The sequence below is a fragment of the Streptomyces sp. NBC_00335 genome, from assembly GCF_036127095.1.
Taxonomy (GTDB): Bacteria; Actinomycetota; Actinomycetes; order Streptomycetales; family Streptomycetaceae; genus Streptomyces.
Genome location: NZ_CP108006.1, coordinates 6210235 through 6224551, shown reverse-complemented (window position 1 = coordinate 6224551; position 14317 = coordinate 6210235). Strand labels below are relative to the sequence as shown.

Annotated in this window: 13 protein-coding genes; 7 read left to right on the top strand and 6 right to left on the bottom strand. The window is 72.3% G+C overall.

Annotated elements, in window-relative coordinates; genetic code table 11:
• Positions 1-77: 77 nt before the first annotated feature.
• From OHA37_RS28245 to OHA37_RS28235, 3 genes are all read right to left on the bottom strand, one after another.
• The gene (locus OHA37_RS28245) at positions 78-3209 is read right to left on the bottom strand and encodes an efflux RND transporter permease subunit (protein WP_266909375.1); all 3132 of its coding nucleotides are present in this window, start codon (positions 3207-3209) and stop codon (positions 78-80) included.
• Positions 3210-3419: 210 nt separating this feature from the next.
• On the bottom strand, positions 3420-4136 hold the full coding sequence (locus tag OHA37_RS28240; protein ID WP_266909374.1) for a response regulator: 717 nt from the start codon (positions 4134-4136) through the stop codon (positions 3420-3422).
• Between the two features lie 62 nt (positions 4137-4198).
• Positions 4199-5020, bottom strand: coding sequence for an adenosylcobinamide-GDP ribazoletransferase (locus OHA37_RS28235; RefSeq protein ID WP_266909373.1), 822 nt, complete (start codon positions 5018-5020; stop codon positions 4199-4201).
• A gap of 70 nt (positions 5021-5090) precedes the next feature.
• On the opposite strand from OHA37_RS28235, the gene OHA37_RS28230 reads away from it, so the two are divergent.
• Entirely contained in the window at positions 5091-5858 is a 768-nt protein-coding gene (locus tag OHA37_RS28230; RefSeq protein ID WP_266909372.1) for a hypothetical protein, read from the top strand.
• A gap of 81 nt (positions 5859-5939) precedes the next feature.
• Here the strand turns inward: OHA37_RS28230 and pspAA are convergent, their stop codons facing one another.
• Both pspAA and OHA37_RS28220 read right to left on the bottom strand, forming a co-directional pair.
• Complete coding sequence (pspAA, locus tag OHA37_RS28225; protein WP_266909371.1) at positions 5940-6218, bottom strand: PspA-associated protein PspAA; 279 nt, start codon at positions 6216-6218, stop codon at positions 5940-5942.
• Positions 6219-6231: 13 nt separating this feature from the next.
• Positions 6232-7026, bottom strand: coding sequence for a PspA/IM30 family protein (locus OHA37_RS28220; protein ID WP_266909370.1), 795 nt, complete (start codon positions 7024-7026; stop codon positions 6232-6234).
• 241 nt (positions 7027-7267) lie between these two features.
• On the opposite strand from OHA37_RS28220, the gene OHA37_RS28215 reads away from it, so the two are divergent.
• Both OHA37_RS28215 and OHA37_RS28210 read left to right on the top strand, forming a co-directional pair.
• Positions 7268-7867 carry a DUF3043 domain-containing protein gene (locus OHA37_RS28215; protein ID WP_266909369.1) on the top strand — a complete coding sequence of 200 codons (600 nt, stop codon included), beginning with the start codon at positions 7268-7270 and terminating at the stop codon, positions 7865-7867.
• An 89-nt stretch (positions 7868-7956) separates the two neighbouring features.
• Complete coding sequence (locus OHA37_RS28210; RefSeq protein WP_266913150.1) at positions 7957-8679, top strand: class I SAM-dependent methyltransferase; 723 nt, start codon at positions 7957-7959, stop codon at positions 8677-8679.
• Between the two features lie 137 nt (positions 8680-8816).
• Here the strand turns inward: OHA37_RS28210 and OHA37_RS28205 are convergent, their stop codons facing one another.
• Positions 8817-9029 (bottom strand): hypothetical protein, encoded by a 213-nt coding sequence (locus OHA37_RS28205; RefSeq protein ID WP_266909368.1) that lies wholly within the window; start codon positions 9027-9029, stop codon positions 8817-8819.
• Positions 9030-9133: 104 nt separating this feature from the next.
• Between OHA37_RS28205 and OHA37_RS28200 the strand changes: the two genes are divergently transcribed.
• The 4 genes from OHA37_RS28200 to OHA37_RS28185 all read left to right on the top strand — a co-directional run bounded on the left by OHA37_RS28200 (position 9134) and on the right by OHA37_RS28185 (position 14291).
• Positions 9134-10339, top strand: a complete 1206-nt coding sequence (locus OHA37_RS28200) for a bifunctional adenosylcobinamide kinase/adenosylcobinamide-phosphate guanylyltransferase (protein ID WP_266909367.1) — start codon at positions 9134-9136, stop codon at positions 10337-10339.
• 139 nt (positions 10340-10478) lie between these two features.
• The gene (gene cobT, locus OHA37_RS28195; protein ID WP_266909366.1) at positions 10479-11540 is read left to right on the top strand and encodes a nicotinate-nucleotide--dimethylbenzimidazole phosphoribosyltransferase; all 1062 of its coding nucleotides are present in this window, start codon (positions 10479-10481) and stop codon (positions 11538-11540) included.
• A 277-nt stretch (positions 11541-11817) separates the two neighbouring features.
• Positions 11818-13551: a phosphatidylglycerol lysyltransferase domain-containing protein gene (locus tag OHA37_RS28190; protein ID WP_443046333.1), complete on the top strand. Its 1734-nt coding sequence runs from the start codon at positions 11818-11820 to the stop codon at positions 13549-13551.
• Positions 13548-14291 (top strand): hypothetical protein, encoded by a 744-nt coding sequence (locus OHA37_RS28185; protein WP_266909364.1) that lies wholly within the window; start codon positions 13548-13550, stop codon positions 14289-14291. Before OHA37_RS28190 ends, OHA37_RS28185 begins: the two co-directional genes overlap by 4 nt.
• Positions 14292-14317: the final 26 nt, after the last annotated feature.

Below are 14317 nucleotides of genomic sequence, written 5' to 3'. Positions count from 1 at the left end.
ACCTTGCCGCAACGCCCGAAGGGCCGCCCCTCCTGCGAGGGGCGGCCCTTCGGCCTGTACGGGTCCTGCGTCGTCCGTCAGACCTTGACGGGGCTCTCGTCCTCCGCCGGGGCGGCCGGGGCCGGGACCACGGTCAGGCGGGCCGTCTTCTTCGCGCTGCGGCGCTCCTTGCGGAGCTCCAGCATCGTGTAGAGGGTCGGCACCAGGAGCAGGGTCAGCAGGGTGGAGCTGATCAGGCCGCCGATGACGACCACCGCCAGCGGCTGCGAGATGAAGCCGCCCTCGCCGGTGACGCCCAGCGCCATCGGGAGCAGCGCGAAGATCGTCGCCAGTGCCGTCATCAGGATCGGGCGCAGACGGTGGCGGCCGCCCTCGACGACCGCCTCGATCACTCCGTAGCCCTGGGCCCGGTACTGGTTGACCAGGTCGATCAGGACGATCGCGTTGGTCACGACGATGCCGATGAGCATCAGCATGCCGATCAGCGCCGGGACGCCGAGCGGGGTGCCGGTGACCAGGAGCAGGCCGAGCGCGCCGGTCGCCGCGAACGGGATGGAGACCAGCAGGATCAGCGGCTGCACCAGCGAGCGGAAGGTCGCGACCAGCAGCATGAACACGATCGCGATGGCCGCGAGCATGGCCAGGCCCAGCTGGCCGAAGGCCTCGCTCTGGTCCTGTCCGACGCCGCCGATGGTGGCCGTGGCGCCCGCGGGCAGGTCCAGGGCCTTGATCTTCGACTGCAGGGTGGAGCTGACGGCGCCGGTGTTGTCGCCGACCGGCTTCGCGCTGATGGTCGCGGCGCGGGCGCCGTCGATCCGGGTCATCGCGACGGGGCCGGGGACCTCCTTGACCTCGGCGATGTCGCCGAGCTTCACGGGGCCGACGGGCAGCGCCTGCAGCTCGGCCAGGGTGGTGGCCGGCTGCGCGGACCTGATGACGATGTCCCGCTCGGTGTCGTCCAGTACCGCCTTGCCCGCCGGGTTGCCGCGTACGGCCTGGCCGACGATGGCGCCGAGGGCGGCCTGGTTCAGGCCGAACTCCGCGGCCTTGGGGGTGGCGGTGACCGAGATCCGGGGCACGGACTGGGACAGGTCGCTCTGGACGTCGGTGACGTCCTCGATCTTCGCGACCTCGGCGCGGACCTGCTCGGCGGCCTGGGCCAGGACGGCCCCGTCACCGGCCTTGACGACGACGCTGAGGTTCTGGCTGCCGAAGCCGTCGCCGGCGGCGATGGTGGTCTCGCCGATGCCGCTCAGCCCCTTGAGGGCGGTCTCGATGTGCTTCTTGGCCGCCTCGGTCTTGCCCGAGTTCTCCAGGGTGACCTGGTAGGAGGCCTGGTTGGAGCCCGTACCGCCACCGAAGGCGGCCATGAAGCCGGAGGAGCCGACGGTGACCTGGTAGTCCTTGACCCCGTCGGTCCCGTCCAGAACCTTCTCGACCTTGCGGCTCGCCTCGTCCGCGGCGGCCAGCGAGGTGCCGGGCGGCAACTGCTGCTTGATGCTCAGGACTTCCTGCTCGCCCTGGTCGAAGAAGTTCGTCTTGAGCAGCGGGGTCATGCCCAGCGTCGCGATGAACACCACGACGGCGACCACCAGGGTGGCGACCCGGCGGCGGGTGACCAGGCCCAGCGCCCGTACGTAGAACTGCTGGAGCTTGCTGCGGGACTCCTTCTCCTCGGCCTCGCGGCGGGCCTTCTCGATGCTCGCGGCGTCCCCCTCGCTGACGCCCTTCGGCGCGCGCAGGAACCAGTACGAGAGCACCGGCACGACCGTCAGGGAGACGAGCAGCGAGGCCAGCAGGGCCGCGGTGACGGTGATGGAGAACGGGCCGAAGAACTGGCCGACCATGCCGCCGACGAAGGCGATCGGCAGGAAGACGGCGACGGTGGTGAGCGTGGAGGAGGTGACCGCGCCGGCCACCTCCTTGACCGCGGTGATGATCGCGCTCTGTCGTTCCTCGCCGTAGCCGAGGTGGCGCTTGATGTTCTCCAGGACCACGATCGAGTCGTCGACGACCCGGCCGATGGCGATGGTGAGCGCGCCCAGCGTCAGCATGTTGAGGGAGAGGTCGCGGGTCCACAGCACGATCAGCGCGAGGACGACGGACAGCGGGATGGAGACCGCGGTGACCAGCGTCGAGCGCAGCGAGCCGAGGAAGACCAGGATCACGACGACCGCGAAGACCAGGCCGAGCAGGCCCTCGGTGGTCAGGCCCGAGATGGACTTGGCGACGGCCGGGCCCTGGTCGCTGACCACGGCCAGGTCGGCGCCGGAGCCGAGGGTGGTGCGGAGCTCGGGCAGCTTGTCCTTGACCGCGTCCGAGATGGCGACGGCGCTGCCGTCCTTGTCCATGGTGAGGACCAGGGCGAGGCTGGGCTTGCCGTTGGTGCGGGTGAGGGAGTCGGCCTTCGCCGGCTCCTGCTTCACGCTCGCCACGTCGCCGAGGCGGACGGCCGGCTTGCCCGGTCCGGCGGTGAGGCGCAGGTCCTCCAGCTGGGCGAGCGAGGTGTAGCCCGAACCGACGCGCACGGTGCGGTTCTTGCCCGCCTCGTCGAAGGAGCCGGCGGGGATCGTGGCGCCGCCCGCCTGGAGGCCCTGGGCCAGGGCCGCGCCGTCGAGGCCGGCGGCGGCGAGCTTGGCGTTGTCGGGGGTGACGGTGACCTGGAGGTCCCGGACCCCGTCGACGGTGACCTGGCCGACGCCCGCGATGTCCTCCAGCGCGGGGACGACGGACTTGGTCAGCTGGTCGGCAAGCGCCTGCTGGTCCTTGTCGGAGGTCACGGCGAGGACCACCGTCGGGATGTCGTCGGTGGAACCGGCGATCACCTGCGGGTCGACCTCGGCGGGCAGCCGTACGCGGGCCCGGTTGACGGCCTGCTGGACATCGGCGACGAGCTGCTTGGTGCCCTCGTCGCCGTAGTCGAAGGTCGCCATGATGAGGGCGTTGCCCTCGCTGGCGGTGGAGGTGATGCCGGTGATGCCGTCGACGCCCTTGAGCAGGGCCTCGATCGGTTCGACGACCTGCTTCTCCACCACGTCGGGCGAGGCGCCCTGGTACGGCGCGAGCACGGTCACCATCGGCAGGTCGATGGAGGGCAGCAGCTGCTGCTTGAGCTGCGGGATGGCAATGGCGCCGAAGAGGAGCGCGACGAGCGACACGAGGCCGATCAGCGCCCTCTGGGCGAGGCTGAAGCGGGACAGCCGGAACATGGGTATGGGGATCTCTCTGCAGGGACGCGGTGACGTCGACGAGGCATGACGGACGGCCGTGCCTTCGGGCACGCGCGGGGCCCCTCAGCCTCTCCCGCGCACGGGCACGCCGACGTCGCCCCCAGGTCCCGTCCTTATCCGGGGCATACCGCGTCCGCAGTAGGCGGGACTACTCCCGAACCGCGCAGAACCGCTCCGAGCCGCGCCGGCCTACTCGACCCTGGGCCGGACTAGTCCCGATTCGTAGGCGATGACCACCAATTGCGCCCTGTCCCGGGCGCCGAGCTTGGACATGGCCCGGTTCACGTGGGTCTTGACGGTGAGCGGGCTGACTTCCAGCCGGCGGGCGATCTCGTCGTTGGACAGGCCCGCCGCCACGAGGACGAGGACCTCGCGCTCGCGTCCGGTCAGCGCGGCGAGGCGCTGCGCGTGGGCGGCGCCGGCCGCGGGGGTGGTTCCGTCGCCGCCGCCCTGCGCGAGGAAGGTGGCGATGAGCCCCTTGGTGGCGGCCGGGGAGAGCAGTGCGTCGCCGGCGGCCGCGACGCGGATGGCGTTGAGCAGTTCCTCGGGCTCGGCGCCCTTGCCGAGGAAGCCGGAGGCGCCCGCCCGCAGGGCCGCCGCCACGTACTCGTCCACCTCGAAGGTCGTCAGCATCACCACGCGCACGTCGGCCAGTTCGGGGTCGGCGCTGATCAGCCGGGTGGCGGCGAGGCCGTCGGTGCCGGGCATCCGGATGTCCATGAGCACGACGTCGGGCCGCTCCGTGCGCGCCAGCTCGAAGGCCTGCGCCCCGTCGGAGGCCTCCCCGACGACGTACATGTCGGCCTCGGAGTCGACGAGCACCTTGAACGCGCTGCGCAGCAGGGCCTGGTCGTCGGCGAGGAGCACCCGGATGGGCGTCGGGGCCTGGTTCGGGGTCTTTTCCACGCCCTGACCCTACGTCGTCCCCCGCGGCGCGGTCCGGGGCGGGCCCGGCCGGTGGCGAGGCCTCAGCCCAGGGCCAGTACCACCAGGGCCGTCGTCGCCGAGACCTCGGCCAGGGCTCCGAACACGTCACCCGTGACCCCGTCGAAGCGGCGCACGCAGCGGCGGAGCAGGGCCTCCGCGGCCAGCAGGGCGGCCAGGACCGCGACCGCGTGCTGCGCGACCGCCGGCAGGCCCAGCGGCAGTGCGGCCGCGCCGGACAGCACCACCGTGAGCGCGGCGACCCGGGTGGCGGTGCCCAGCGGGACGACTCCGGCGACCGCCGCGCCCAGCCCCTCGGGGCGGGCCGGGGGGACCCCGTCGCGGGAGGCCAGGGTCATGGCGAGCCGGGCGGTGACGGCGGCGACCACGGCGGCCAGCGCCCCCCGGATCCAGCTGTCGGCGTACGCGTCGGCCAGCGCCGCGACCTGGACCAGCAGCACGAACACGAGTGCCACCACCCCGAAGGGGCCGATGTCGGACTGCTTCATGATGCGCAGCGCGGCGTCGGCCGGCTTGGCGCTGCCCAGTCCGTCCACCGTGTCGGCGAGGCCGTCCAGGTGCAGGGCGCGGGTCAGGGCCGCCGGTACGGCCACGGTGACGGCAGCCGCGAGCAGCGGACCTCCGCCGCCCAGCAGCAGGAGCACCCCGGGCACGGCCGCGAGGAGCCCCACGACGAGCCCGGCGAGCGGGGCGCAGGCCATGCCGGTGCGGGCGGCGGGGCGGTCCCAGCGGGTGATGCGCGCGGGCAGCACGGTGAGCGTGCCGAAGGCGAAGCGGACCCCGTCGAGCAGGGAGGCCCGGTCCGTGGGCGGGGTCAGGGGCGAGCCGTCGTACGAATCTGTCATCGGCGCGAACGCTACCCGCTCGACGGGACCGGTAAGTTACCCATAACGCCCCAAATCGGGAGGTGGTGGCATGGGTCACTGGTGGTATCGCAACATCGTGGAGCCGGGGAAGCTCCCGCTGCTCCTCGCACTGCTCTCCTTCGTCCTGTCCTTCCTGGTCACCCGCATGATCACCCGCATGATCCGGGCGGGCCGGGGGCCCTTCAAGAACGTCACCCCGGGCGGCATGCACATCCACCACGTGGTCCCCGGTGTGATCCTCGTGATCATCGGCGGCTTCGGCGCCATCGGCAGCGCCCGGCACAGCTTCGGGGCGGGCGTGTCAGCCGTGATCTTCGGGCTGGGAGCGGGGCTGGTGCTGGACGAGTTCGCGCTGATCCTGCACCTGGACGACGTCTACTGGAGCGAGCAGGGGCGCACGAGCGTGGAGATCGTGGTCCTGACGGCGGCGATCGTGGCGCTGGTGCTGGGCGGCTTCCTGCCCTTCGGGGTCAACGACCTCACCGAGGACGAACGGCACAACCGCGGGCTGGTCGCCATGAACACGGCGACCAACTTCTTCCTGGCCCTGATCGCCCTGTGGAAGGGCAAACCGCGCACCGCGTTCTTCGGCACGGTCATCCCCTTCGTCGCGCTGATCGGCGCGATCCGGCTCGCCCGGCCCGGTTCCCCGTACGCGAAGAAGTTCTACGTCAACCGCCCGAAGGCCCGCGCCAAGGCGGGGCTGCGCGCCTTCCACCACGACCGCCGCTGGGCCTCGCCGCGGCGCAGGTTCGAGAACTTCATCGGCGGGACCCCGGACCCGGAGCGGAAGGTCTCCAAGAGCGAGAAGCACTGACGGCACGGACAGCGACAGCACGGACGCGGCCGGAACGGAGGAAGGGCCCACCCCGACGGGGGTGGGCCCTTCCTTCACGTCTCAGCCCGGGATCAGCCCGTCGTCGCTGAGCATCTCCCGCACCTCGTCCAGTGAGGCGTCGGGGGCGGGCAGGATCAGCTCGGAGGGCTCCAGCGCCTCGTCGGGCAGCGGTTCGCCGAGGCGCCGTACGGCTTCGAGGAGCTCGCCCAGCGTGCGCCGGAAGCCCGCCTCGTCACCGCTCTCCATCTCCGCGAGCAGTTCGTCGTCCAGCTTGTTGAGCTCGGTGAAGTGGCTGTCCGCCAGCTCCACCTGACCTTCCCCCATGATGCGGACAATCATGACGGGCCCCGTCCTACTGCTTGTCGAACCGGTGCTGGGTCTGCGACTGCTGGCCGGCGCCGGGGGTGCCGCCCTCGATGGCCGACTGCTGGGCGGAGGGGCCGCCCGCCAGCTCGGCCTTCATGCGCTGGAGCTCCAGCTCCACGTCGGTCCCGCCGGAGAGACGGTCGAGCTCGGCCTGGATGTCGTCCTTGGAGCCGAGGCCGCTGCGGTCGTCGAGCGCGCCGGAGGCGAGCAGCTCGTCGATCGCGCCGGCGCGGGCCTGGAGCTGCGCCGTCTTGTCCTCGGCGCGCTGGATGGCGAGGCCGACGTCGCTCATCTCCTCGGAGATGCCGGAGAAGGACTCGGCGATCCGCGTCTGCGCCTGGGCGGCCGTGTACGTGGCCTTGATGGTCTCCTTCTTCGTGCGGAAGGCGTCCACCTTGGCCTGCAGCCGCTGCGCGGCGAGGGTCAGCTTCTCCTCCTCGCCCTGGAGGGTCTGGTGCTGCACCTCCAGGTCGCTGACCTGCTGCTGCAGCGAGGCGCGACGGGACAGGGCCTCGCGGGCCAGGTCCTCGCGGCCGAGCGCCAGCGCCTTGCGGCCCTGGTCCTCCAGCTTGCTGGACTGGCCCTGGAGCTGGTTGAGCTGCAGCTCCAGCCGCTTGCGGGAGGTCGCCACGTCGGCAACGCCGCGGCGCACCTTCTGAAGCAGCTCCAGCTGCTTCTGGTACGAGTAGTCGAGGGTCTCGCGCGGGTCCTCGGCCCGGTCCAGGGCCTTGTTCGCCTTCGCGCGGAAGATCATCCCCATACGCTTCATGACACCGCTCATGGGCTTCGCGCGCCCCCTTCTAGACGGACTGTGCTCCAGGTCACCAACAAGACCCACAGTACGGGCCCTGTCTCTATTACCGCACTGTTCGAGCGGGGATGCGCTCCTCCTCCAGGACGACTGCTCGTCCTCCGTGTCAGGCGTAAGGAGTAGGTGCTCCCCCAGGTAAGGACGCCCGCCGTTGCCGGATCGTTCCCCGCCGGGATGGGGCGCGTGGCCACAACCACGTACCCTTGGGTTTGTGTTTGGTAGCCGATCCTCCAAGGAAGAGAAGGACGCCGCCACCGACAAGGTGAGCGCCGACCTCTCGCAGTCCCGTGACCCTCAGGCCCCGAAGGGCCGCCCGACGCCGAAGCGTGCTGTGGCCCAGTCGCAGCGCAAGGCCGTGGTGGCCTCGACCGGCAACCGCAAGGAGGATGCCAAGCGAGCTCGTGAGCGCCGCCGGGTCGAGATGACCAAGCAGCGCGAGGCCCTCGCCAATGGCGACGAGCGTTATCTGCCCAACCGCGACAAGGGTCCCGTGCGCCGGTACGTGCGCGACTTCGTGGACTCCCGCTTCTCCGTCGCCGAGATGTTCCTGCCGCTGGCCGTGATCATCCTGGTGCTGAGCATGGTGCGGGTTCCGTCCATCCAGAACATCGCGCTCCTGCTGTGGCTCGGCGTGATCGCGCTGATCATCGTCGACTCCGTCGGCATGTTCATCCGCCTGCGCAAGGCCCTGAACGAGCGCTTCCCGAACGAGCCCAAGCGCGGCGCCGTCGCGTACGGCCTGATGCGCACCCTCCAGATGCGCCGGCTGCGTCTGCCGAAGCCGCAGGTCAAGCGCGGGGAACGGCCCTGAGCCGAGGAACGCCCGGAGCGTTCGGCGGGGGTGGCTTCACGGACGGGGCCCGTCTTTGGCTCGAAGGCCTGGGCGGGCTCCGCAACGTGGTGCGCCAAGAGCTCGTCGGCCGTCAGGTCGACGAGCAGATCGCGCAGCGCTTCGCCGTGGGGCAGCGGCTGCGCGTCCTCGACGTCGGCATGGGCCAGGGCACCCAGGCACTGCGCCTGGCCCGCGCCGGGCACATGGTGACCGGTCTGGAGCAGGACCCGGCCATGCTGGCCGTCGCCCGTGAGGTGCTGGCCGCCGAGCCCCCCGGGATCCGGGACCGCGTCCGCCTCATGGAGGGCGACGGCCGGGAGACCGGCGCGCACTTCCTGCCGGGCAGCTTCGACGTCGTGCTCTGCCACGGCGTCCTCATGTACCTGCCCGAGCCGGACGCCATGGTCGCCGGGCTCGCCCGGATGCTGGCGCCCGGCGGACTGCTGTCCCTGCTGGTGCGCAACGGCGACGCCCTCGCGATGCGGCCCGGCCTGCACGGCGACTGGACGGCCGCGCTGGCCGCCTTCGACGGCGTCGACTATACGAACCGGCTGGGCCTGGACGTACGCGCCGACCGGCTGGCCACGCTGACCGCGACCCTGTCGGGGATCGGCGCCCCGCTGCAGACCTGGTACGGCGTACGCGTCTTCACCGACGGCACCGAGGCCGGTGACAAGCTCCCCGACGAAGCGGAACTGGAGGGGCTGCTCGCCGCCGAGGACCGCGCCGGGCGGACCGACCCCTACCGCGGGGTCGCCGCGCTGCTGCACCTGTGCGGCGTACGGGGCTGAGCGCCCGGGCGGCCCCCGGGCACCACGACACGGCAGAGCCCGGACCCCCTGAGGGGTCCGGGCTCTCGCGCGCCCCGGCCTGATCCGGCCTGATCCGGCCTGACCGGTCAGCGCCGGTCGGCGCCGGTCCGCGCCGGTTAGAGTTCCGCGGCCTCGCGCAGGCTCATCGTGTAGAGCTGGACCCCGTTGTCGTCGGACAGCTTCACCTGTTCGGTACCGCCCTCCAGCAGGTCCTTCCAGTACTCGCCGATCCAGGATTCGGCGTCCCCCTGCGTGGTGAACTCCTCCGGCACCACCGACGGGCTCGTCTCATCGCCGTCGGCCGTCTCGAACCGCCACGTCCACGCCATGTCCGCCTCCGTTGCTCGTCCGCTTCTCACACGCTTCTCGCCTTGAGTGTGCCCGCAGACTAACCGGGCGCGCAGCAGTCCCGGCGACGCGGGAGGATCATCCTGTGGAACTCACTCTGCTCGGCACCGGCACACCCGAAGGACTGCCCCGCCCCGGCTGTCCCTGCGCCGCCTGCGCGCTCTCCGTGGGGCCCCGGGCGCGCGCCGCCACCTCCGTGCTCGTGGACGGGGCGCTGCTGCTGGACCTGACCCCCGGGGCGGTGCTCGCCGGCGCCCGGGCGGGGCATTCGCTGGCCGCCGTACGGCAGGTCCTGCTGACCCACCCGCACGACGGGCCCCCCGTGGAGCTGCCGCCGGGGCTGCCGGCGGCCGGGCGGGTGCCGGACGGGCGGGAGCTCGCGGTGATCTCCGGGCACCGGGTGCGGGCCGTGCCGATGGACGCGCCGGGCACCGGGTACGAGGTGACCGGGCCCGACGGTGCCCGGATGCTGTACCTGCCGCCGGGCGGCGCCCCGGCCGGGACCTCGGGCACCAGCGGGCGGCGTCCGTACGACGTGGTCCTCGCGGACGTGCTCGGCCGGCCGGAGGCGCTGGCGCGGCTGCGGGCCAGCGGGGCGGTGGGCCCGGCGACGGACGTGATCGCCGTCCACCTGGACCACGACACCCCGCCGGGCGCGGAACTGGAGCGCCGGTGCGCCGCCGCGGGCGCGCGGACGGTGGCGGACGGGACCACGGTGGCGGCCGGGGAGTACCGGCCGGCGCCCGAAGTGCCGCGGCGGACCCTGGTCCTGGGCGGGGCCCGGTCCGGCAAGTCGTACGAGGCCGAGCGCCGGCTGACCGGCTACCCGGAGGTCGTCTACGTGGCCACGGGCGGTACGCGCGAGGGCGACGCGGAATGGGCCGCACGGATCGGGCTCCACCGCGAGCGCAGGGCCTCGTCCTGGCGGACGGTGGAGACCTGCGATCTGGTGCCGCTGCTGGAACAGGAGGGCCCGGCGCTGCTCATCGACTGCCTGGCGCTGTGGCTCACGGACGCGATGGACCGGGCCGGTGCCTGGGAGGACGCGGTCTGGGCGGACAAGGGCGCCGCGGAGCTGCGGGAACGGACCGAAGCGCTGGTGGCCGCCGTCCGCGCGACCCGCAGGCCGGTGGTGCTGGTGAGCAACGAGGTCGGCTCGGGCGTGGTCCCCGCGACCGCGTCGGGGCGCCGGTTCCGCGACGAGCTGGGGCGGCTGAACGCGGGGGTCGCCGGGGAGTGCGAGCACGTCCTCCTGGTGGTGGCGGGGCAGGCGCTGGTCCTGAAGCAGTAGCCGCGGGCACCTGCAACGAAACGCGGCGCACGGACCGTTCGGGCGCCGCTGGGGCCTGTCGTCAAACTCGCGTGCCAGGCGTCGCGGGGCAGACGGGGGTTTGACGACAGGCCCTAGGGGCCGCTGTACCCTCTGGCAAATGACCACGCTGAATCTCGACGACTTCTCCGATCTGATCGAGCGCCCCGACGGGGGCGTCCGGCGTGACGCCGAGGAACGCCGTGAACGGCTGGCCGTGCCGGTCGGGGCGCTGGGGCGGCTCGACGAACTCGCCGAGTGGCTCGCCGCCGCGCAGGGCCATGTGCCGGTCAAGCCGATCGAGCGGCCCCGCGTCGTGCTGTTCGCCGCCGACCACGGAGTGGCCTCCGAGGGGGTCTCCGTGCGTCCCGCCGGCAGCGCCCACGAGCTGGTGCGGGCCGTCCTGGACGGCCGGAGCCCGGTGGCGATCCTGGCCGCGCGGCTCGGCGCCTCCGTACGGATCGTGGACGCCGGCCTGGACTGTCATCTCGACCTGCTGCCTCCGGAGATCACCAAGCACCGCGTCCGGCGCGGCAGCGGGCGGATCGACGTGGAGGACGCGCTGACGACCGAGGAGGCCCGGGCCGCGCTGCGCCTCGGGATCCAGATCGCCGACGAGGAGGCCGACTCCGGGACCGACCTGGTCGTCCTCGGCGACCTGAGCGTCGGCGGGACCACCGTCGCCGCGACCCTCGTCGCCGCCCTGTGCGGCACCGACGCCTCCGTGGTCACCGGCCGCGGCGGCATGCCGATCGACGACCTGACCTGGATGCGCAAGTGCGCGGCGATCCGCGACGCGCTGCGACGCGCCCGGCCCGTCCTCGGGGATCAGGTCGCGCTGCTCGCCACCGTCGGCGGCGCCGACGTGGCCGCGATCACCGGCTTCCTGCTCCAGTGCGCGGTGCGCCGTACCCCCGTGATCCTCGACGGGGTCGTCTCGGCGGCCTGCGGGCTGGTGGCCCAGCGGGCCGCTTTCCGGGCCCCGGACTGGTGGCTGGCCGGACAGGCGAGCGGCGAGCCCGGCCAGGCCAAGGCACTGGACCGGATGGCGCTCAACCCCGTGCTCGATCACGGCGTCACTGTGGGAGAAGGAACCGGGGCCCTGCTGGCTCTTCCCCTCGTCCAGGCGGCCGCCGCACTCGCGGCGGAACTCCCCGAACGAGTGGTCGAGCCCACCGAATGAGTCGCCGGGGTCCGCGGCCCTGACCAGGCCGCGGCCCTCCGGACATCACCACGGACTGCAATGCCCCATATGATCGCTTTTTATGGGAGAGGTCCGTTTGACCAGCGCAGAGACCGATCGGAAGACCGACCGAGGAACCGGTGGGGATCCGAACGGCAGAAACAATCCGGGGGGCGGGCGGGGGAACGCCCAGGCCGGCACCCAGGAGAAGTCCCAGGGGGACACCCGGGAGACCGGCCGGGGAAGCGCCCGCTCGCGGCGCGGCGCCGCCTTCGCGGTGTGGTACTTGCGTGCCGTCACCTTCGTCAACCTGCTCAGCGCGGTGTGGTTCTCGCTCGGCCAGGACCTGCGCCGGCACAGCACCGCCGATTTCTACACCCCGTACCTGCTCACGGCGGGCTTCGCCTCCGCGGCGTTCTCGCTGCTGCTCACCGTCACCATGGGCCGCCGCAAACGCGCGGCGTGGATCCTCAACCTCGTGCTCAGCGGGCTGCTCCTGGCGGCCTTCGCCATGGCCGCCGTCGCCTCCTTCACCCCGTGCTCGGGGGGCTCCCACGAGTTCTGCTACCCGGAGTTCCGCGTCCACCCCCAGAACTGGGTGGCCTTCGGGCTGACCGCGCTCTTCGTCGGCGCCCTCCTGCTGGGCCGCCGGGAGTTCTACGCCAAGGGCGACCGCTCCAACCCGCTGCTGGCCAGCCTGGTCGCCTCCGTCGGCCTGCTGGTGACCTCGCTGGTCGCCGCCCTGCTCGTCGGCGCGACCAACACCGACCCGGACGCCGCGGACGCCACGTTCCTGGCCCGCTGGCGGTACGGCGTGATGCGGCTGGTCACCCTGGCCCCGGACGACAAGGCGTACAACACGATCACCACCCCGGGCTGGGTGGACGTGACGATCAACGTGATGTCGACGCTGCTGCTGCTCGCCGTGCTGTTCGCGGCCTTCCGCTCGCGCCGCGCCGTGGACCCGCTCGGCGAGGAGGACGAGGAGAAGCTGCGCCTGCTGCTCGCCCGGCACGGCGACCGCGACTCGCTGGGCTACTTCGCGCTGCGCCGCGAGAAGTCCGTCATCTGGTCCCCCACCGGCAAGGCCGCGGTCACCTACCGCGTCGTCGGCGGGGTCTCCCTGGCCTCCGGCGACCCGATCGGGGACCCCGAGGCCTGGCCCGGCGCGATCGAACCCTGGCTGGCCGAGGCCCGCGAGCACGGCTGGGTCCCCGCCGTCATGGGCGCCAGCGAGGAAGCCGGGCAGATCTACGCCCGGCACGGACTGGACGCGCTGGAGCTGGGCGACGAGGCCATCGTCGAGACCGACGAGTTCACCCTGGAGGGCCGCGCCATGCGGACCGTCCGCCAGGCGTACAACCGGGTCAAGCGGGCCGGGTACACCGTCCGCATCCGCCGCCACGCCGACATCCCCGCCGAGGAGATGGACGTGCTCCTGGTGCGCGCCGACGACTGGCGCGACGGCGCGACCGAGCGCGGCTTCTCGATGGCGCTGGGCCGGCTGGGCGATCCCGACGACGGCCAGTGCGTGATGCTGGAGTGCTTCGACGGCGAGGGCGAACTGCGCGCCGTGCTGTCCTTCGTGCCCTGGGGCCCCAAGGGTCTGTCGCTGGACCTGATGCGCCGTGACCGGGACTCCGAGAACGGCCTGATGGAGTTCATGGTCATCGAACTCCTGGAACGCGCCAAGGAGATCGGGGTCACCCAGGTCTCGCTCAACTTCGCGATGTTCCGGTCCGTATTCGAGCGCGGGTCGAAGCTCGGCGCCGGTCCGGTGCTGCGTCTGTGGCGCTCGCTGCTGAGCTTCTTCTCGCGCTGGTGGCAGATCGAGTCCCTCTACCGGGCCAACGCCAAATACCGGCCGATCTGGGAACCGCGGTTCATGCTCTTCGAGAAGAGTTCGGACCTGCTGCGGATCGGAATCGCGGCGGGCCGGGCCGAGGGCTTCCTGGAAGCACCCGGGCTGCCGAAGTGGATGCACCGCAGACATCTGGAGAGCAAGCGTTGAGCACCGGCTCACTGCGGCGGTTCGCCCGCCGCGAGTGGGGACCCCTCTACCGGACGGTCCGGGACGCGCTCGTCCGCGACAAGTGGCGGGCGATCCCGATGACCCTCGGCGCGGTCTGCCTGACCGCGGTCTTCCAGATCGTGCAGCAGACCTCGTGGGGCTTCCAGCCGGTCCAGGACCTCGGGTCGGTCAAGGCCGTCGACCCGTTCTGGCTGGCCCTGCTGCGGACCCCGCTGTCGCTGTTCGTCCCGGCGCTGGACCTGCCGGTGTGGGGGGCGCTCGCGCAGATCCTGCTCGTCTTCGGGATCTCGGAGATCTGCATCGGCTGGTGGCGCACGCTGCTCATCGGCTACGTGGCCACCCTGGCCGGGACCACGTACGCGCGGATCGGGCTCTCGCTGGGCCCGGACCACCCCTTCGGCCTGCCCGCGTCGGACCGGATCGTCAACGACACCGGGCCCTCGGCGGCGGTGGTCGGGCTCGCCGTGTACGTCTGCTGGCGCTACCGGGCGTACCTGACCGGCTCCGTCGTGATCCTGGTCATGATCGGCGAACTGCTCTTCAAGGACAACCTGGCGGGCAAGGAGCACCTGGCCGCCATCGCCTCGGTGATGCTGATCTGCCTGGTCCGCGCCAAGTGGGGCCCGGAGCGCTCCCGCGCCCCGCTGGGGCGGCCCCCGGCCGCGAGCCAGCCTCCGGCTCCGCCCGGGACGCCTCCCGCGGCGCCGCCCCGGGTCTGAGAACGCGCGCGGGGCCGTACCGTATC